Raw genomic sequence first — 18,385 nt, 5'->3', positions numbered from 1 at the left:
GCTGCGGGATGTGGCCTGAGACGTACCAAGTGATTGATTTGCGTACCTCCCAGAGGGTTGCCCCATGACCCGCCAGACCAAGCTGACCAAGCTGACCAAGGCCGCGCGCGGGCGAGATTGCCAGGTCCGCCTTCCTGGTTGCCCAGGCGACACCGAAACCGTTGTGTTGGCCCATTACCGCCTGGCAGGGATTTGCGGAACAGGCATGAAGCCGCCTGACCTGATTGGGGCCTGGGCCTGCGAGTACTGCCACAGCCTGAGCGATGGCCGCACCAACCGAAACATCCTGGGCATGAGTTACGACGAGATCCGCCTCTATCACGCCGAGGCCGTCCTGCGGACTCAGGCCATTTTGATCAAAGAAGGAAAGGTGAGCGCTTGAGCACCCAAATCAAAACCCTGACGGTGAAGCTGTCGGATGCCGAGATCGCCCGGAATGCCAAGCTTGTGCATGTGCGCGACCTGCGGGACGCCGGCCACCCGGCGCTGCACTTCCGTTTTGCCAAGAATCGCACGCGCGGCTCCTGGTACCTGCTCAACAAGCGCAAATGGCATCGCATCGGCGGCTTTCCCGACCTGAACACCAAGCAGGTGATCGCCGCACTGCCGGCGGTGCGCCTGCGGGTTGCTGCCGACTGCGCAGCCAGTGTTTCCGGCTGGGTGACTGTGGGCGAGCTGCTCGATTGGTTCGGTGATCGCATGGCCAAGTCGCGTGCGCTCTCCGACAAGCGCCGGGCTGCGGGCAAGTCGGCCATCAGTTGCCAGCTCAAGCCGCGCCTGGACGATCTGCTGCTGCGCGACGTGAGCGCCCAGACCCTCGACAAGCTGCTGATGTGGCCAGCCCAGGCCGAACTATCGCTGTCCTACGTGCAGCAGCTGTACCGCCTGCTCGCGGTGGCGTTCCGTCAGGCCCGCAAGCTGGACCTGATCCCGGTCAACCCGATGGCGGAAATGAAGTTCGTCAACTTCACCACGGCGCGGATCCTGCCCAAGCCGGCGCGGTTGCGTGACGTGCAGTTGCAGGACCTGGTGAGCCTGCTGGCCGAGCGCTTCGACAGCGCGCCGGGTGACGCCATGCTGGCCTTGATGATGCTGTGCCACGGCACCCGGATCGGCGAGACCCGCCAGTCCCGCTGGGCTGATATCGCGCTGCCAGAGCGCGAGTGGTTCATCCCGGCAGAACACACCAAGACCAAGACTGAGTTGCGGGTGCCGCTGACTGATCAGGTGTGTTCGCTCCTACAGCTGTACCGCACCCGACAAAACGCCCAGGGCTACGAGGGGCCGCTCCTGTTCCCGTCACGCCGTGGCAAGGCACTCAGTGACAACCAGGCGAGCGCGGTATTCACGCGGCTAGGGCAGGGTGCCTGGACCAGTCACGACCTGCGCAAGGTGGCCCGAACCGCATGGACCGACCTCGGCGTCGACGGGCACATCGGCGAGATGCTGCTCAACCACTCCCTGGGCAAGATCGCCTCCACCTACATCAACACCCAGGCCAAGGAGCAGCGCCGCCTGGCCCTGGTGAAGTGGCACAACTGGTTAGATCAGCGCGGCTTCAAGGCGATTCACGCGCAGACAGGCGTTAGATATGAAGATTCGCAAAACCTCGTAGACGCCTTGAACGGCGGGGTCTGCGAGCCGGAACCACAATTTGTTAAGGGCGAGGTTTAAAAATGATGAAAAAGCAGCATGGCCCCGCCTTCAGGGCCACCCCAATCCCGTTGAAGTGGTGCCCGATATGCAAGGGTAAGGCGGTCACCTCGGGAGTTTTTCACGACCTGGCCTGTACTGAATGCCACGCCTCCGGCTGGGTATCTGCGGAGACGGGTGAACCGCTGCCGGTCGATGTATTGGTGACCCAGTTGGGGCTCATGCTGAACATCTACCAGAAGCGCCTCATTGCCGCTGGCAACCGAGTCAATCAGCAGTCAGGCGCACAGCAGCAATACAACGAGAACAACCGCCGTGGCCCAGGTGCCACCAACTTCACAGGGGATTGAACCATGGCCCTCACACCGACCTTTAAAGAACGTACCGCCGAGGATCTGCTGGAGCACTGGGGCCGCTGGGTTGTCCTGGGCTCGGGTGTGTCTTGCTGCGCCTCTCGCGAGAACACAGTGCTGTCGCCGATGATCACCGACGACGACGCACTGCTGATCGATGGACTGATGGGACGCCTGCTAAAGCGATACCCCGAATGCGGCCAGGTGCTGATGAAGTACTACACCAGTCGCGACACGTCGCTTATGGAAGTTGGCAAGAAGATGAAGTTCGGCGAGGAGAAGACGCGTGGGCTCTGGAAAGCCGGCATCGCTTGGATTGATGGGGCTTTAGATATTCGTCGTCAAGCAGCGTAAAAGTAGGGTTTGAGTGCGTCTAGGCATGGTGGCACAATGCTCCTGTTGCGATTTTTCTACCTATTTAGATTTGGAATTTCAATTTTGAGCAATGTTTATAAATATCTTCCTTCAGACCGAATAGGTTTTCTAACTGATTCTCTTATTCGGTTTACACCGCCAGCCGATCTAAATGATCCATATGAATGTTTGCCGGCATTTACGGAATCTAGATTGCAAAATTTAAGTGATAGTCTTAAACGCCGTTTAGACGAGTTGCTGGAACCGCCAAGTGGCAGTGAAGAGTCAAAAGCATTTGCTCGGAAGATCTTTGAACCGATGAAAAATGAAGCATTGGCAAAGTTTGATACGCTCGAGAAGCTGATGGGCCTAAGCTACGATGCGGCTTTGAAGAATATTAACGCTGGGTTGGGTATCCTTTCTCTATCTCGGCGCTGGAATAGTGCTTTAATGTGGTCGCATTACACCTCTTCTTATACGGGGTTTTGTATTGGTTTTCATAGGGGGCATGAATACTTCAGTGGTTTCAAAAGTAAGTCGGGCGATAGATCGCGACTGATGCCGGTTCAATACAGTAATAAGAGATACTATTTGCCGGAAACAGATCTTTCTGATGCAGATATTGATAATGTTCTTTTGGCTAAGTCATCGGACTGGGATTATGAGCAAGAGGAGAGGTTGATAAGTGTTCTCCATCTTGCAACTAAACGGGTCGAGAAGTCTCCCTACCCAGTCGACCTTTTCGAAATCCCATCTGACGCTATATCCGAAATTATAGTTGGCTCTCGAGCAAGTGAGGATCTGGTGGGGAAGGCGCGCTTAGCTGCGAAAAGACTCAATGTAAACCTATACAAAACACAAACATCAATGTCGTCTTATGACGTGGAGAGGGTTGAATTAGCTGTTTAGCTTAGGGCTCGGTATCCAATGAGTTGACAAGCCCGGTCCCTGGATATAGATTTCTCGTTACTTTGCGGTTTTTCCGCGAGCAAAGCCCGACCCTGAGTTGGGTTTTTTGCTTTCTACAGTTCACTGAGCCTCGGCATTTGCCGGGGCTTTTTCGTTTTCGGCTCCACCACGCCCATTGCTCCGAGCTGGGAGTGCTGCTGGAGCCGGACCTAATCGCCCCCCAGATCGGGGAGGACAGCGGATGCCCAACATGCCAGACAAACCGGACACCTGGCTCATCGTGCTTGCATGGCTGAGTCAGCACTCGCCGACGCTTTATGCGGCAGGCCTATCTGCCTTGATGGCTGGTATCAGGATCATTTATGGCGGCGGTACCCGGCGCCAGGCTCTGCTTGAGGCGGCGATCTGCACCTTGATCACGATTGGCCTGATCCCTGTCCTTGAGTACTTCGGGCTCCCGCAGAACCTTGCGACGGCTGCCGGTGTGTTTATCGGGTTTCTGGGCGTTAAGAAGCTGGCCGACTTTGCTGATCGGGTCGCCGACTTCAAGTTTCCTCGGCGCGGTGCGGGACAGTAATCCGCGCCACGTTTTCGAAGGCTGGAGGATGGTTATGCGGTACCGAGATTTGTTTCGCCGGACAGCAAGCGACCTGAAGGTTTGTATCAAGTCCGGCGCGCCGCAGTGGTTGATAGCGTATGCCAAGGCGTCGATGACCAAGGCTGATTACTACCACGCCAGGCGCAGAAACCGCACCTGCCCATTACGAGCGCGGGCAATGAATGAGCTGCTGCAGCTTGGCGACTTGCTGCGGCACTGGAGGCGGTGGGCCTGATGGCTTGCAGTGGATGCGCCGCCCGGCGTGAATGGATCAACAAGATGAAGAGGCTGGCATATGAGCGAGCAAGCGAACTGTTTGCAGGTCGAGATGCTGGCCGAGCTAAAGAAGCAAACCGCGCTGTTGGAGCGAATGGAGAAACAGCAAAGCCTGCTGATCCAGTCTCTGGCAGATGATCAGGGTGAAGATCCTGATGCACCGCCACTCACCTACATGGATGGGAGCAAGGTGAGCTGATGGGTAGGCTATCTACCATCAAACCACGCATGAGCGCGGCACAAGGCAGACCCTTCGCCTTGCCTGCTCCGCCTGAAGGTGTTGACGGCTGGGGTTCTGGCCGTGGTGGTCGGCCATGGAGGCGCATTCGTGCGGCGATCCTTCTTCGCGACAACTACACCTGCCAAGCGTGCGGCCTTATCACTCAGCAGCTTGAGGTTGACCACATCGTCAACAGAGCAAGGGGCGGTTCGGATGATGACGCGAACCTCCAGGCTCTCTGCATCCCCTGCCACAAGCTGAAGACTGCTTCTGAGTCGGCTGAGGGCTCGGGCCGAGCGGTCTGACTGAGCGACGCGCGCCAAAGAGAATCGATGTCGTTTGCGCGCTTGTGGCACGCCAGAACCCTACGGGGCGGGTCTAAACCGTGGAGCCTTTTCCACAGGACACCGCCCCCGACCTCATTTAGAGATTTTTTCCCCCTCACAGGTTTTTTGTTAATGGCTTTAACAACCAAACAGCGCGCATTTGTCGAGGCTGTTAGGAGAGGTGCGTCCAATCGTGATGCAGCGATAGCCGCAGGATACGCGGCCTCCAGCGCTTCGGTCGCAGGTTCGAGGCTGGCAAAACATCCGATGGTGATGGCCGCATTGGTCGGCGCTCCCGTTAACAAGAATGTTAAAGGCAGTGCTCCTGCTCAGACACCTAGGCAGGCACCTCTCGATCTGGAGGAGGGGGCCGAAGCGTTCTCATTCGATGCAGCCAGAGTGCTGTCATTCTCCGATCCGAAAGACTTTCTGCTGGCCACCATGAACGACTTCAGCACTGAGCCGAAGTTGAGAGTCGATGCCGCCAAGGCTTTGATGCCTTTCGTACATCAGCGCAAAGGCGAGGGCGGGAAGAAGGAAGAAAAGGACCAGGCCGCTAAATCAGCGAGCAAGGGTAAATTCGGTGCTGCCGCACCGCCTCAACTGAGATCGGTAAAATAAATGAGCGAGCCCGTCTGGAGTACCAGTTGCCCAGATTGGGAAACGAAGATCGTGAATCGCCAGTCGCTTGTGCCCTTTGCTCCGCTGTTTCCTGAAGAGGCGCGGGCTTGTATGCAGGTCATGGGCGACCTTCGCATTGTGGATGCGCCAGGTAGTCCGCTGATCAGTGAGTCATGCGCCCCTTGGATCGATGATCTGGGGAGCGCCATCTTCGGTGCATACAACGCGGATACCGGAGAGCGCCTCATCAAGGAGTTCTTTCTGCTCATCAGCAAGAAGAACGCTAAAAGCACGATTGCCGCTGCAATCATGCTGACCGTATTGATCCGCAACTGGCGACAGTCCGCAGAGTTCATCATTTTGGCACCCACCATTGAGGTGGCAAATAATGCATATGCCCCAGCCCGGGATATGGTCAAGCACGACGAGGAGCTGAGCGCGCTGCTGCATGTTCAGGATCACGTCCGAACGATCACACACCGCGAATCGGGAGCGACCTTGAAGGTGGTTGCCGCTGACCAGAACACAGTTGGCGGCAAGAAGGCGGCTGTTGTCCTGGTTGACGAGTTGCACCTGTTCGGCAAGAACCCGCACGCAGCGAACATGCTTCGAGAAGCGACGGGTGGATTGGCTTCTCGGCCAGAAGGTTTCGTGATCTACCTCACGACCCAGTCGGACCAACCGCCGGCGGGTGTTTTCCGTGAAAAGCTGATGTACGCCCGTGGCGTGCGAGACGGCACGATTGTTGACCCGAACTTTCTTCCGATCATCTATGAATTTCCGAAGCGGATGCTCGATGCAGGAACACATCGGTCGCCGGAGAACTTCTACGTTACCAACCCAAATATGGGGTACTCGGTCAGCGAAAAATTCCTAATTCGGGAGATGAGCAAGGCGGAGGAAGCGGGGGAGGCCGAGGTGCTTGGGTTTATGTCCAAGCATTTGAACGTCGAAATTGGTCTTGCGCTGCGCTCTGACCGCTGGGCCGGTGCTGATTTTTGGGCTGCTGCGGCCATCCCTGTTTTGACCCTGGACAAGCTGATCGAAATGTCCGAAGTGATTGCGGTGGGGATCGATGGCGGGGGCCTTGATGACCTTCTTGGATTTGCTGCCGTGGGCCGTGACAAGCGAACACGCGATTGGCTGGTCTGGACTCATGCCTGGGCTCATCCGTCAGTGCTTGAGCGGCGAAAGGCAGAGGCACCACGCTTTAGGGATTTCGAGAAGGATGGGAATCTGACTTTGTCTGAGCGCATTGGTGACGACGTTGCCGACGTGGCTGACTTGGTGGAGCAGGTAGAGGCGTCTGGTCTTCTCGATAAGGTAGGTTGCGACCCGGTCGGCATTGGGGCGATTTATGACGCAATGATTGAGCGAGAGATTCCTCCGGAAAAGATCGTTGCGATCAGTCAGGGCTGGAAGCTAGGCGGGGCAATCAAGACCGCTGAGCGCAAGCTGGCCGAGGGAGGAATGAAGCACGGAGGGCAGGCAATGATGGCCTGGTGCGTAAGTAACGCAAAGGTTGAGCCCAGGGCCAACTCCATCCTGATCACAAAGCAAGCCAGCGGGTCGGCCAAGATCGACCCCTTAATGGCTCTATTTAACGCCGTGACCCTGATATCTCTGAACCCTGAAGGCCGGGGCAATGACGACTTCATGGCTGCCATTCGGAACCCGATAATCGTATGAATCCATTGCACGTATTTGTAGCCGCTGCTCTGTGCGGGTTCGCCCTGGCCGTGGCGGGGGTATACGTTCTTGCCGGCTTAGGCTGGTCACTGCTAGCGGGATCGGTGTCCTTGCTTCTCATCGCTGGTTTCGTGCGCAAGGGGCTAACAGATGGCTAAGACTCTTTCGTCAGTCATTGGAAGCGCAGCGCGAAAGCCAAGCGCCTCGGTTGCTGACTGGATCGGCAAGACGATTAAGTTGACGGATGGCGGCTTCTGGGGGCAGTTCCTAGGGGGGCAATCCAGTTCTGGCAAGACGGTAACGGTCGATAACGCGATGCACCTGTCGGCCGTCTGGGCGTGTGTTCGTATTATCTCCACCTCTGTTGCTGGTCTACCTCTAGGGGTCTATCAAAGGGATGCTGATGGCGGGAGAAAGGACGCCCGGGACTTCGCCATTTATGACGTTATCCATAACAGCCCCAACGAGGATATGACGGCCTTTCAGTTCTGGCAGGCCATGGTTTCGGCAATGCTGCTGCGTGGGAATGCCTACGCAGAGATTCTGAGAATTGGTGGCCGAGTGGTTGCTCTGGACTTTCTGTTGCCTTCGCGGGTCGATTTGGATCTGGATGGCGACGGCAGAATTGAGTATTGGTATTCGCCTCGCAAAGGGCCACGTCGCAAAATTGAACGCGCCGATATGCTGCATATTCCAGCATTCAGCCTTGATGGCCGAGTGGGGCTTTCGGCAATTCGTTACGGTGCCGATGTATTCGGTTCAGCAATGTCTGCTGATGATGCCGCCAACGGCACCTTCAAGAATGGGTTGCTTCCCGCAGTAGCTTTCAAGATCGACCGGACGTTGAAGCCTGAGCAGCGCGAAGAGTTTCGCGATTACGTCAAGCAGGTGTCCGGCGCCCTAAACGCCGGCAGATCGCCAGTGCTTGAGCAAGGCATCACGCCAGAAACGATCGGCATCAATCCTGTGGATGCGCAGCTCCTGGAGTCGAGGGCCTACAGCACTGAAGAAATCTGCCGCTGGTTTGGTGTTCCGCCCTGGATGGTTGGCAAGACTGATTCGGGCAGCAACTGGGGTACCGGTCTTGAACAACAGATGATCGCATTCCTCACGTTCAGCATCAGTTCGGTCACCAACCAGATTCAGCAATGCATCAACAAGCGCCTGCTGACGCCGGTCGAGCGGCGCACCTATTACTCCGAGTATGCGCTGGAGGCTTTCCTGAAGGCTGACAGTACAGGGCGTGCTGAGTGGTACAGCAAGATGACCCAGAACGGCGTAATGACCCGAGACGAGTGCAGGGTCAAAGAGAACCTGCCTCGCCACGGAGGAAACGCCGCCGTGTTAACGGTGCAAACCAACTTGGCGCCGATTGATCAACTCGGCAAGACAACCGATGGCCAAGCCGCGCAGGCCGCCTTAAAAAGCTGGCTCGGCCAGAGCGAGGAGTAAACATGCCGAAAGACATCAAGGCGAACAGCATGCGTTGTGAGATTACACCGCGGGCACTTGAGCTGTGGAATCCAGGCATTCAAGCCGCCCTTGAGGCTGACACAGACACAATCACCATCTATGGCATTATCGGTGAGGACTGGTGGGGCGAGGGTAATACGGTGAAGCGCGTAGATGCCGCGCTTCGCGCCATTGGCGACAAACCCGTCACCGTCTACATCAACTCCCCTGGCGGCGATATGTTCGAGGGGATTGCGATATACAACCGCCTTTTGGAGCATTCTCAGGAGGTCACCACGAAAGTGCTGGGGCTTGCCGCCTCTGCCGCCTCGGTGGTTGCAATGGCCGGCGCAAAGCGGGAAATCGCCAAGAGCGCTTTCTTGATGATCCATAACTGCTGGACCTACTATGCCGGTAATCGCCACGCGATCCGCGAGCTCGCCGATACGATGGAGGAGTTCGACCAAGCGATGACCGGTGTTTATGCCGATACGAGCGGGCTGGATGAGAAGGATATCGAGAAAATGCTCGATGCCGAAACCTACTTGAGCGGCCCCACCGCCCTGGAAAAGGGCTTTGCCACGGGGTTGATTTCTGCAGCAGAAGTCAAAGAAACAACGGATGAGTCCCAGGCTCAGGCGCAGGCTGCGCGCAAACTCGATGCAGCCTTGGCTAAGTCAGGCATGCCCCGTAGCGAGCGCCGAAAACTAATTTCCGAGATCAAGACCGGCATGCCCAGCGCTGCTGGCGGCGACACGCTTCGCGCTGTCGTGTCGGGTAAGCCTCGCGCTGCCCTTGATGTATCCGCGTTTGAAGAAACCGCAACCCAGGCGTCAGCACTACGGGATCTCCTCCCCATTCGCTAGACGACTGCATCAGCAACCCGATTATCAACCGCCCAAGTGGCGGTTTTTTCATTTCTGAAGGAAACAAACCATGCCAGTAGATCTGTCCCAAATCGAAGCTTCTCAGAAGCAAACCCAGGCAGACCTGAAAGCCGTTGGCGATCAGATCAAGACTTACGCCGAGCGCACTGAGAAGGAAATCAAAGCCTCCGGCGAAATGCAGACTGAAACCCGAGCCAAGGTTGATGAGCTGCTGACCAAGCAGGGTGAGTTGCAGGCTCGTATGCAGGACGCCGAGCAGAAGCTGGTCAATGCAGGCAAGCAGCACGAGCCAGAGACTCAGCAGTCTGCCGGCCAAATGGTTGCAGCCAAGATGCAGGAGGAGGGCGTAAGCAGCTCTTTCCGTGGCTCGCGCCGTGTGGAGGTGCCGCGTGCAGCAATTACCTCGGCGCCGGCGTCGGGTGGCGCTCTTGTCCCGACTGAACGAGTTGGTGTGATTTTGGCTCCCCAGCGCCGGCTCACCATTCGTGACCTGGTTGCCCCCGGTACCACAGGTGCAAACGCTGTTGAGTACGTCCGCGAGACGGGCTTCACCAACAATGCTGCCATCGTTGGTGAGGGCTTGGCCAAGCCTTACAGCGAACTGACCTTTGGTCTCGAAAACGCGAACGTGCGCACTATTGCCCACTTGTTCAAAGGCAGCCGTCAGATTCTCGATGATGCGGCGGCCCTGCAGAGCTACATCGATGCGCGCGCTCGTTACGGCTTGCTGCTGGCTGAAGAGGCCCAGCTGCTTTACGGCAACGGTACCGGCAATAACCTGCACGGCATCATCCCTCAGGCTCAGGCATATGTAACGCCGGCAGGTATCACGGTAGCTGCTGAGCAGCGTATTGACCGCATTCGCCTGGCATTGCTGCAAGCCACCCTGGCCGAGTTCCCATCTACAGGCATTGTGCTCAACCCAATTGACTGGGCGGCGATCGAGCTGCTGAAAGACGGCGAAAACCGCTACATCATCGGCAAGCCCCAGGAAGGCACTTCGCCACGCCTGTGGAATCTGCCAGTGGTTGAGACCCAGGCAATTGTCCAGGGGCAGTTTCTCACCGGTGCTTTCAGCTTGGCTGCACAGATCTTTGACCGCATGGGTATCGAAGTCTTGGTTTCGACTGAGAACGACAAGGACTTCGAGAACAACATGGTCACCATCCGAGCCGAGGAGCGATTGGCCTTCGCGGTCTATCGTCCTGAAGCTTTCGTGACCGGTCCTCTGGTTGCCGCCCCTTAACTTACTGCCGGCTCAGGTCTCTCTGGGGAGGCCTGAACCGATTGGAGAAACGTTATGAGTCGAGCAAAAAAGAACGAGCCAACTACTGTTTTGCCTCTAGCAACTCAGCAACAAAATGAATCGGAAAAGACACTGACAGCAGGCCAGGAAGTTGTTGCCAGCCAGGCGGCGACCGCCCAGCCTTTTGCTGCTGACGCTGCTGACGCTGCTGACGCTGCTGACGCTGCTGACGCTGCTGACGCTGCTGACGCTGCTGACGCTGCTGACGCTGCTGACGCTGCTGACGCTGCTGACGCTGCTGACGCTGCTGACGCTGCTGACGCTGCTGACGCTGCTGACGCTGCTGACGCTGCTGACGCTGCTGACGCTGCTGACGCTGCTGACGCTGCTGACGCTGCTGACGCTGCTGACGCTGCTGACGCTGCTGACGCTGCTGACGCTGCTGACGCTGCTGACGCTGCTGACGCTGCTGACGCTGCTGACGCTGCTGACGCTGCTGACGCTGCTGACGCTGCTGACGCTGCTGACGCTGCTGACAGCTTGATCACCATCTATCCGCTGAGAAGCTATCTGGACGGTAAGGAAATTCGCAATGCTGGAGGTGACGGCTATAAGTCACCAAAGCATGAAGCCAGCCTTCTGGTTGCCAAGGGATTGGCTACAACACTCAACCCGAAGGCCTGACATGAATGTCATTCCGACCGATGAAGTGATGCGACATCTGCGGGCTGAAGAGGATGATCGTGCGGATGTTGAGTTGTACTTGGCTGCGGCTGAGGACAGTGCCGCTCAGTTCATGAATCGTCGTTTCTTCACTGATCAGACTGCCTTGGACGCGGCGATTGCGGATGGGTCTGCAGGTGATCGCCCGATTCTGATCAACCCAACCATTCGCGCCGCCTGCCTGCTCATTGTCGGCAACCTGTATGGAAACCGTGAGGATGTTGTCGTGGGCACGATCTCCTCCGAATTGCCTGGCGGATCCCGATCATTGCTTATGCCATATCGTATTGGCTGGGGGGTTTAATGCGCGCTGGACGATTGCGCCACTCTTGCACGATGTTCAAGCCTTTACTGACCAAGAACAAATCCGGCGGCTTCGATACCACCTGGACCGAGATCGGCAAGCTGTGGGCAGAGATCGCAATGCCGACTGGGCGTGTATCGCCCATTGCCGAGCAGCTGAAGGCTGTGATCACCGCCGAGATTCGCATCCGGCCCCGGGCTGACGCTATCGCGGGCAACCGCCTTGTGCACACGGTGAAAGGAATCACCACCACTTACTTGATCGGTGCAGCGCTGCTCAACAATGAGCGCGACATGCTTCGATTGCTTTGTTCAAACGTACCCAACCCATAGAGGTGAATCATGAAGGTAATTGCCCTGGGCTCTTTGTCCGGCGCCACTGGCGACCGGGAGAAGGGTGAAGATTTTACGGTCGACGCCAAGCTTGGCGCTGACCTGGTAGCTCGCGGACTTGCAGAGGAAGTGCCAGAGCCTGCCCCAGTTGCTGAAAAGGCCTTCAAGGCCAGGGAGTAGGCCATGGCCAGTCGCCGCTCGCGTATGTCTGGTGACTTCAAGCTTCGCCGAACGTTGCGCACACTCCACCAATCCATGGATAACGAGTTGGCGCCGGTGATGCGTGATAGTGCCGAGCGGATTCTTTCGACGATGAAGAACCTGATCCCGAAAGATACTGGAGCCGCTGCTGCCGCGCTGACGGTGTTTGTTTCCCAAAGTGGCCTTGACGCCCAGATCGGTATCCGTGGCAAGAAGAACAAACAACGGTTCTTCTACCTTCGGTTTGTCGAGTATGGGACCAAGGGATACACCGGCAACAAGCGCGCAGGCGGTCGAGCCCGCCGGCCGACGAACAAGGCAGACGGCTCGCACTTCTTCGGTAAGTACCCAGACATTCCTGCACGGCCTGCTCATCCCTGGCTTCGCCCAGCGAAAGACGTGAATCGGGAGTATGTCGTGGCCAACATCAAGGCAGCCATCGGTCGAACGTTGAGCAAAGCAAGCAAGGGGCTTTCCAATGGCTGACCCATCTGTTGCGTTGCAGGAAGCAATGTTCGCTCGGCTGGAGGCCGAAGTGTCGTGTCCAGTCTTCGACGGCGCGCCCATGGACACCGATATGCCGTATGTATCGTTTGACCGGGAGATCAGCACCAACATCTCGCCTATCGCCGGCCGGAAGCGTCAACAGCGCCTGATCTACCTTTCGGTGTGGTCGGATGCCCACGGCCAGGCCGAGGTGAAGCAGATCCTCGGCGAGGTTGTGGCGGCTCTGGATGAGCGCCGCTTGCCGTTGACTGTTGGTCGGGCCGTATCGGTCAGGGTCGAGCAGGCCGACGCCCACCGCGATGCTGACGGCGTCACGTACCAAGGATCGATCACGGTCCGCGTTATCACCACCCACTAAACCCAACACCCGGCCGCACCGCGGCTTTATCCAATGTGCCCTTGGAGGAACCCCCATGGCCGAAGACAACCTCAACACAGCCGCCGGCTGCCGGATCGGCATCGGCAGCAAGAACGGCGCGGACACCGAAGCGCTCTATAAGGCTGACACCTATGTCGATATCGGCGAAGTGGAAGACCTGGGCGAGTTCGGCGATACGTTCAGCTCTGTGACCTTCACGTCGCTGCGCAATGGCCGCGTGCGCAAGTATAAGGGCACCGCCGATGCAGGTGACCTGACTCTGGTTGTCGGCCTCGACAACGGTGACCTGGGCCAGGCCAAGCTGAAGATCGCTCACAAGGATCGCAGCAAGGGCGACTACAACATCAAGATCACCCTGAACGATGGTGACCCTGATGCAGCCCCGGCGATTTTGCCGACCACGTTCTACCAGCGCGGCAAGGTGATGAACAACACGGTCGCCCCCGGCGCCGCTGACAACGTGGTTCGCCGCAACGTCACCATCGCCATTAACTCCGACATCCTGGAAATCCTCCCGGCACCGGTCACCCCTTAACCCTAGGGGCTTCGGCCCCGACCCCCAAGGATTCGAAACATGAGCAAGACTCTTCACGGTACCGTCGACATCAAGCTCGATGACGAGACGTACATGCTCCAGCCTACGCTTGGGGCGGTTCGGGCGATTGAGGCTCACTTCGGCGGGCTGCGCGGCGCCTCTCAGGCAATCAACGCCCTGAGCATCGACGGTTGCGCGGTGATCATCGCAGGCGGTGCGGGCTTGACCGGCAAGGCCGCAGAGGCTGTCGCCGAACAGGTTTGGCAGGCTGGTGTGCTGGAGGTGTCAGTGCAACTGAATGCTTACCTGGTGGCGCTGTACAACCCGAAAGGCCCGGCTACGGGAAAGTCCAGGCCGGCGGCGTAAGTGCCGTAGAAGACGGCAGCTATGTTGACCGGCTCTACGCGGTGGCCACGGGGTGGCTTGGCTGGCCTCCCGATCTGGCGTGGCGCACGCCAATGCCTGAGCTGTTCCTGGCCATGGACGCCAAGATCGAGTGGGCGCAGATGACGAACCCATTTGGCGGCGGCAAGACGAAACCCAAAGAAGGTAAGCCTTCACCTTCGGCAGTGGCGGATAAGCTGCGGCAGGCGCTGACTGGGCGGCAGCCAGCATGATTGGGCATCAGGAGCTTATTTGATAGGCTGTCGGTTTGAATGGAGGCAAATCAAATGCAAGTCCTGATAGTCGTGCTACTCCTCGTCATAGCCGTTGTATTGGCTCCAGGCTTTTTCCTTGGCCTTGCTGCTGTGGTGATGTCCGCTGGAAACGTTGCTCTGTTTTCACTGGTCGTAGTCGCGATCATTTTGGCCGGCGTCTACTTTTGGCAAAGGCTATCAAACGATCCAGTCAGGCAGCAGGCCAGAGAGGAACGGAGGATTCGCAAGATCACAGATGCCGCCAACAGGAAAAACTCTAATCAGGGATGACTTTCCATTCATTACTAAATTGAACCCGCCACGGCGGGTTTTTTAATGCCCGGAGAAAAACATGGCTGATACCGACGTTCAGGGAATGCTCGTTCGCATCGAGGCCACCACGGCGCAGTTGCGCCAAGAGATGGCCAGGGCAGACTCCAGCGTCGGCCAGGCATCCACCAAGATCGACAAAAGTCTCGGGCGTGTCGACGCTGCTTTTGATCGGGCCGGGGAGAGCGCCCAGGATGCGGCGGGCCTAATAAAAAGCGCGCTGGCGGTTGCAGTTGGGGCCGCCTCGGTCGGCAAGATCATTGAGACTGCCGACTCATTCAGTCAGATGTCCGACCGAATCGGCATGGCCACCAGCAGCGTGGGCGAGTACAACCTGGTGCAGGATCGCTTACTCGACACCGCCAAGCGTACCTATCGACCTTTGGCCGAAGCCCAGGAGCTTTACATCCGCACTGCGGACAGTTTGAGGTCGATGGGTTACAACACCAGCCAGGCGCTGGACGTAATGGACAGCTTCAGCTTTTTGCTGGTGACCAACTCGGCATCGGCGGAAAAGGCAAGCTCGGCAATCGACGCCTACTCTAAAGCCCTCCAAACCGGCAAGGTTGAGGCTGATGGTTGGCAGTCCATCCTTGCAGCGATGCCGACTGTGGTTGATACAATTGCCAAGTCCACCGGGAAGACTGCCGAAGAAATTCGCAGTCTCGGGGCTCAAGGGAAGTTGAGTCTCGATATCCTGACCGAGGGGTTGCAGAAGTCCGCTGAAGCCAACGGGCTGTTGGCTGACAGCATGGGCGTCGCGGTACGCGATGCAATGCAAAACCTCAACAATGCCTTCTCGGTTTACGTTGGGCGGTTGAACGAGACTACTGATGGCACTGGCGTTCTGGCCAAAGGCATCGGCGCGCTCGGGGACAACTTCGAAACTCTCGCCGATATCGCCGGGGTGATCGCAGTGGGTGCGCTAGCAGGCTACGGTCGCCAGCTTGCGGGCTCTGTCGCAGCCTCAGTTTCCGCGACCAGGGCCGCCGTTGCTGATGCGGTCGCTCGCAAGGCCCAGGCCGCCGCCGTTCTGCTTTCGGCTCAGGCCGAGCAACAAAAAGCCCAAACTTCCGTTTTTCTCGCTGAGAAAGAGGCAGTTGCCGCGCGCGGTACTGCCGTGCAGACGCAGATGTCGCTGCAGCTCGCCGAAGCCAGAATGGTGGAGACCCGGGCAACCAATGCGGTGGCTGCGGCTCAGGCGGCCGCAAGTCGTGCATCACTGAGCGTAATGGGTGTTCTTGGCGGGCCTGCTGGTATCGCAGTTCTGGCAATTGGAGCCGCCACTGCGTTCCTCACTTTGCGCGACAACACCAGTGTTTTGGAGCAGAAGCTGGGTGATCTCGGCGACCCTATCGACAAGCTTGTTGAGCGATTCAACAAGCTTAATAGGGCGACACAGTCCGTCACCCTCCGGGAGTTGAAGGCGTCTATTGAGGATGCCGAGGGCGATCTGACCACGGCGGCAGGCTCAATCGCCTTCGAGTTTCAGAGCAGCCTGACAAACGCTGGCCTTGCTGGCGCATCCGGTTTCATGGGGGGTATCGCTCCGTTACCGGCTGAGTTCCGGTCGGCAATGGACATCATCAAGAAAGCATCGGCAGATCAATCATCTGGGATGGTTGTTGACTGGAAGGCAGTGGCTGACCAGGTGCGAGAAGTCCCTGGTGTCACAGCCGAAATGGCTAACGCCCTTGAGAAGAGTGGTGGCGCTGCGGCCGAGAAGGCTGAAGTCATCGCTAAGCTCAAAACCGCGATGGCCGAACTGACCGGGGAGACGGATGCCAACACCCGGGCAGAGCGTGACAATGCTGCCGCCCGGGCGGGCGCTGCCCAGGCCGGCCAGAAGTACCTGGATCAGCTACTAAAGCAGTTGGCCACGGCCCAGGACAAAACCAATCTTGAGGCGGCCAACAGGTTCATCCGTGAGAACACTTTGCTCACTGAAGGGGAGATCGTTGCAATCCGCTCGGCCGCTGCTGCGAAAGATGCGCAGAAAGCATCCGATGACGCAGCTGCCAAGGCCAGCCGGAAGAACGCCACCGAAGGGCAGTCTGCCGCCAAGCAGCAGCTCAAGTCGTTTGAAACCGCCGAGGAAGGCTACAAGCGTCAGATCGAGCTGATCAACACCACGGGCGACAAGCAGAAAGACGCCACCGAGGTGATGAAGCTGTCCTTCGAGCTCCAAGAAGGAAAGCTCGGCAAGCTGAGTGAGGCGCAAAAGAAAAAGCTCCTGGGCATGGCTGCCGAACTGGATGCGCTGAACAAGCTGAAGAAGGCCAACGAGGATGACCTAAAGCTGATGGCGTTCAAGAATGCCCAGGCGCTGACCACCCAAACTACGAAGGACGGGTTTGAGCAGGAGCTGGCGGGCGTGGGGATGGGCGACAAGGCCCGAGACCGGATGCGGGCTGACCTTGCAATGCGGCAGAAGTACGCCGCTGACGTCAACGAGCTGGTTAAGCAGCGCAACAGCGGCGAGATCACGCCCGAGCTTTATCAGAGCGAAACGGCGGTACTGCAGGCCGAGCTCGACAAGCGCCTTCAGGCTCAGCAGGACTTCTACGCTGCCACGGACGAGCAGCAAACCAACTGGATGAATGGCGTCAACGAGGCGTGGGCGAACTATGCCGATGCCGCTCGTGACTATTCGGCCCAGGCGGCGGACATCACCAACACAGCGCTGCAAGAAGGCACCAGCGGACTTGGCACTTTCTTCTCGGATGTGGCCAGCGGCGCCGAGGATGTCGATGACGCGCTGGGCGACATGATCGGCAACTTTGCCAAGTCGATGTTGAAGGCGCTGGGGGATATGGCGGCGCAGTGGTTGATCTATCAGGGCATTCAAATGCTGGTAGGGAAAACAACGCAGTCGAGCGCGGCTGGGATGATGGGCGCGAACGCTCAAGCCATGTCTTTAACGGCAGGCCTCAATGCCTTTGCGTCCACTGCGGCTATTCCGATCATAGGGCCAGCGGCCGCGCCTGCGGCAATGGCTACTGCCATGGCGGTGACTGGCCCCTTGGCCTCGGCCGTGGGCATGACCGCGCTGGCAGGTATGGCGCACGACGGTATCGACTCGGTTCCTGAAGACGGCAGCTGGTTTCTGCAAAAGGGCGAGCGGGTCACCACTGCTCAAACCAGCGCGAAACTTGATGCGATGTTGTCTCGGATCGATAACAGCCTGAGCGGTTCCCAACCCCACGCGCAGATTGGTGTTGGCAGTTTGGAATCGGCGGGCGATGGTCGGGCTGCGCTGGTTGGTTCATCGTCGGACTCTGCGCCGAGCGGCCCTTCGCAAATCATCTTTAGCGCACCAGTTACCGTTCAGGCCCAGCAGGGCATGAGTAGCCAGGAGGCGCAGATGCAGGGTGACTCAATTGGCTCGGCGCTGGAAGCGCGTATGGGCAAATTCCTGGATGCAGAAATGCGCCAGGGTGGCCGGCTTTGGAGGCGATGATGGCTGAGACATTTACCTTTGATGTCGAAGTCGGTACCGACGGAGATATCAGCCAGCGAACGTGGGAGAACGAGTTCGGCGACGGGATTGTCCAGGCCGGGGGCATCGGGATCAACACAAAGAGCCAGGCGTGGAACCTGGTGCACACCGGTGAGGATCTGCCGGGCGAGGAGTTGCCCGAGTTGCTGGCGTTTCTGGATCGGCACGAAGGCTACAAGGCCTTTCGCTATGCGCCGCCAGGCGAGCCGGAAGGCTGGTACCGGGCGAACGGCTACAAGAAAAAGGCACTCGGCGCGAAAATCTACACCGTTACCTTCACCGTTAAGCAGGTGTTCAACCCCCGACCTTAACCCTCACCAAGCCCCGCCAAGTGCGGGGTTTCTTGTTTCTGG

The 18,385-nt window shown here is 58.1% G+C and carries 25 protein-coding genes; all 25 read left to right on the top strand.

Features of this window, described 5'->3' with window-relative positions; translation table 11 throughout:
- The first annotated feature begins 64 nt into the window (after window positions 1–64).
- The 25 genes from K1X80_RS16800 (at window position 65) to K1X80_RS16680 (ending at window position 18,343) form a co-directional block, all read left to right on the top strand.
- Window positions 65–382: a DUF1364 domain-containing protein gene (locus tag K1X80_RS16800; RefSeq protein ID WP_220172339.1), complete on the top strand. Its 318-nt coding sequence runs from the start codon at window positions 65–67 to the stop codon at window positions 380–382.
- On the top strand, window positions 379–1,674 hold the full coding sequence (locus K1X80_RS16795; RefSeq protein ID WP_220172338.1) for a site-specific integrase: 1,296 nt from the start codon (window positions 379–381) through the stop codon (window positions 1,672–1,674). Before K1X80_RS16800 ends, K1X80_RS16795 begins: the two co-directional genes overlap by 4 nt.
- A gap of 5 nt (window positions 1,675–1,679) precedes the next feature.
- Window positions 1,680–2,003 carry a hypothetical protein gene (locus tag K1X80_RS16790; RefSeq protein ID WP_220172337.1) on the top strand — a complete coding sequence of 108 codons (324 nt, stop codon included), beginning with the start codon at window positions 1,680–1,682 and terminating at the stop codon, window positions 2,001–2,003.
- A 3-nt stretch (window positions 2,004–2,006) separates the two neighbouring features.
- Complete coding sequence (locus K1X80_RS16785; RefSeq protein ID WP_220172336.1) at window positions 2,007–2,360, top strand: antiterminator Q family protein; 354 nt, start codon at window positions 2,007–2,009, stop codon at window positions 2,358–2,360.
- Window positions 2,361–2,396: 36 nt separating this feature from the next.
- Window positions 2,397–3,269 carry a DUF2971 domain-containing protein gene (locus K1X80_RS16780; RefSeq protein ID WP_220172335.1) on the top strand — a complete coding sequence of 291 codons (873 nt, stop codon included), beginning with the start codon at window positions 2,397–2,399 and terminating at the stop codon, window positions 3,267–3,269.
- Window positions 3,270–3,510: 241 nt separating this feature from the next.
- The gene (locus K1X80_RS16775; protein WP_220172334.1) at window positions 3,511–3,846 is read left to right on the top strand and encodes a phage holin, lambda family; all 336 of its coding nucleotides are present in this window, start codon (window positions 3,511–3,513) and stop codon (window positions 3,844–3,846) included.
- A 316-nt stretch (window positions 3,847–4,162) separates the two neighbouring features.
- Window positions 4,163–4,342, top strand: coding sequence for a hypothetical protein (locus tag K1X80_RS16770; RefSeq protein ID WP_220172333.1), 180 nt, complete (start codon window positions 4,163–4,165; stop codon window positions 4,340–4,342).
- Window positions 4,342–4,668, top strand: coding sequence for an HNH endonuclease (locus K1X80_RS16765; RefSeq protein ID WP_220172332.1), 327 nt, complete (start codon window positions 4,342–4,344; stop codon window positions 4,666–4,668). Before K1X80_RS16770 ends, K1X80_RS16765 begins: the two co-directional genes overlap by 1 nt.
- A 153-nt stretch (window positions 4,669–4,821) precedes the next feature.
- Window positions 4,822–5,310 carry a terminase small subunit gene (locus K1X80_RS16760; RefSeq protein ID WP_220172331.1) on the top strand — a complete coding sequence of 163 codons (489 nt, stop codon included), beginning with the start codon at window positions 4,822–4,824 and terminating at the stop codon, window positions 5,308–5,310.
- On the top strand, window positions 5,311–6,999 hold the full coding sequence (locus K1X80_RS16755; RefSeq protein WP_220172330.1) for a terminase large subunit: 1,689 nt from the start codon (window positions 5,311–5,313) through the stop codon (window positions 6,997–6,999).
- A gap of 150 nt (window positions 7,000–7,149) precedes the next feature.
- Entirely contained in the window at window positions 7,150–8,451 is a 1,302-nt protein-coding gene (locus K1X80_RS16750) for a phage portal protein (protein ID WP_138739187.1), read from the top strand.
- A gap of 2 nt (window positions 8,452–8,453) precedes the next feature.
- Entirely contained in the window at window positions 8,454–9,317 is an 864-nt protein-coding gene (locus K1X80_RS16745) for a head maturation protease, ClpP-related (protein ID WP_220172329.1), read from the top strand.
- A 70-nt stretch (window positions 9,318–9,387) separates the two neighbouring features.
- Complete coding sequence (locus K1X80_RS16740) at window positions 9,388–10,584, top strand: phage major capsid protein (protein WP_220172328.1); 1,197 nt, start codon at window positions 9,388–9,390, stop codon at window positions 10,582–10,584.
- A 184-nt stretch (window positions 10,585–10,768) separates the two neighbouring features.
- Window positions 10,769–11,128 (top strand): hypothetical protein, encoded by a 360-nt coding sequence (locus tag K1X80_RS16735; protein WP_220172327.1) that lies wholly within the window; start codon window positions 10,769–10,771, stop codon window positions 11,126–11,128.
- A 141-nt stretch (window positions 11,129–11,269) separates the two neighbouring features.
- Window positions 11,270–11,611, top strand: a complete 342-nt coding sequence (locus K1X80_RS16730) for a head-tail connector protein (RefSeq protein WP_220172326.1) — start codon at window positions 11,270–11,272, stop codon at window positions 11,609–11,611.
- Window positions 11,611–11,943, top strand: a complete 333-nt coding sequence (locus K1X80_RS16725) for a head-tail adaptor protein (protein ID WP_220172325.1) — start codon at window positions 11,611–11,613, stop codon at window positions 11,941–11,943. Before K1X80_RS16730 ends, K1X80_RS16725 begins: the two co-directional genes overlap by 1 nt.
- Before the next feature lie 9 nt (window positions 11,944–11,952).
- Window positions 11,953–12,123: a hypothetical protein gene (locus K1X80_RS16720; protein WP_220172324.1), complete on the top strand. Its 171-nt coding sequence runs from the start codon at window positions 11,953–11,955 to the stop codon at window positions 12,121–12,123.
- Window positions 12,124–12,126: 3 nt separating this feature from the next.
- Window positions 12,127–12,630: an HK97-gp10 family putative phage morphogenesis protein gene (locus K1X80_RS16715; RefSeq protein WP_220172323.1), complete on the top strand. Its 504-nt coding sequence runs from the start codon at window positions 12,127–12,129 to the stop codon at window positions 12,628–12,630.
- Window positions 12,623–13,009 carry a DUF3168 domain-containing protein gene (locus K1X80_RS16710; RefSeq protein ID WP_220172322.1) on the top strand — a complete coding sequence of 129 codons (387 nt, stop codon included), beginning with the start codon at window positions 12,623–12,625 and terminating at the stop codon, window positions 13,007–13,009. The genes K1X80_RS16715 and K1X80_RS16710 overlap by 8 nt, the downstream gene beginning before the upstream one ends.
- 55 nt (window positions 13,010–13,064) lie before the next feature.
- Window positions 13,065–13,565 (top strand): hypothetical protein, encoded by a 501-nt coding sequence (locus K1X80_RS16705; protein WP_220172321.1) that lies wholly within the window; start codon window positions 13,065–13,067, stop codon window positions 13,563–13,565.
- A 39-nt stretch (window positions 13,566–13,604) separates the two neighbouring features.
- Entirely contained in the window at window positions 13,605–13,931 is a 327-nt protein-coding gene (locus K1X80_RS16700; protein ID WP_220172320.1) for a hypothetical protein, read from the top strand.
- Window positions 13,932–13,972: 41 nt separating this feature from the next.
- Window positions 13,973–14,182: a hypothetical protein gene (locus K1X80_RS16695; RefSeq protein ID WP_220172319.1), complete on the top strand. Its 210-nt coding sequence runs from the start codon at window positions 13,973–13,975 to the stop codon at window positions 14,180–14,182.
- A gap of 54 nt (window positions 14,183–14,236) precedes the next feature.
- On the top strand, window positions 14,237–14,494 hold the full coding sequence (locus tag K1X80_RS16690; protein ID WP_220172318.1) for a hypothetical protein: 258 nt from the start codon (window positions 14,237–14,239) through the stop codon (window positions 14,492–14,494).
- A 61-nt stretch (window positions 14,495–14,555) separates the two neighbouring features.
- Window positions 14,556–17,993, top strand: a complete 3,438-nt coding sequence (locus K1X80_RS16685) for a tape measure protein (protein ID WP_220172317.1) — start codon at window positions 14,556–14,558, stop codon at window positions 17,991–17,993.
- Window positions 17,993–18,343: a phage tail protein gene (locus K1X80_RS16680; protein WP_220172316.1), complete on the top strand. Its 351-nt coding sequence runs from the start codon at window positions 17,993–17,995 to the stop codon at window positions 18,341–18,343. Before K1X80_RS16685 ends, K1X80_RS16680 begins: the two co-directional genes overlap by 1 nt.
- The last annotated feature ends 42 nt before the right edge of the window (window positions 18,344–18,385 follow it).

Origin of the sequence: Pseudomonas sp. So3.2b (assembly GCF_019464415.1) — a bacterium.
In the GTDB taxonomy this organism is placed as follows: Bacteria; Pseudomonadota; Gammaproteobacteria; order Pseudomonadales; family Pseudomonadaceae; genus Aquipseudomonas; species Aquipseudomonas shahriarae.
This window is presented reverse-complemented; position numbering and strand designations above follow the sequence as displayed.